Source organism: Ralstonia sp. SET104 (genome assembly GCF_003851545.1).
Classification (GTDB): domain Bacteria; phylum Pseudomonadota; class Gammaproteobacteria; order Burkholderiales; family Burkholderiaceae; genus Ralstonia.
Genome location: NZ_BHVX01000048.1, coordinates 1 through 361, shown reverse-complemented (window position 1 = coordinate 361; position 361 = coordinate 1). Strand labels below are relative to the sequence as shown.

At 63.7% G+C, this 361-nt stretch carries 1 protein-coding gene; it reads right to left on the bottom strand.

Annotated features, from left to right (window positions below):
• On the bottom strand, window positions 1–361 hold a 361-nt coding region (locus tag PSUB009319_RS22750; RefSeq protein WP_260393129.1), incomplete at both ends, for a transposase.

Genomic DNA, 361 nt, shown 5'->3' with positions numbered 1-361 from the left:
CAGTAGCGTGCCTTCGTCGGGCGAGCCTTCGATGCGCACGCGCGTGTTGCCCACGCTGATCTCGATGGCGCCCGCAGGAGCAGCACTGCCAACTGGCGCCGGGACTGGACGCTCGATCTCTTGCGCCGGCGCTTCCACTGTCACCGGCAGCAAACCGACCGGATCATATTCTCCAGCACGCAGTGCCCGGCGCCATTTGAAGACCAGGTTCGGATTCAGCCCGTGCTCCATCGCCAGACGCGCTACCGATACGCCAGGCTCGCAGGCCAGCTTGGCCAACTGCCGTCGGAATTCGAGAGGGTGATTCGGGATGCCTTTGCGTGAATGTCTCTTGGGTGCTTCTGTTGCCACTGTGGTCCCC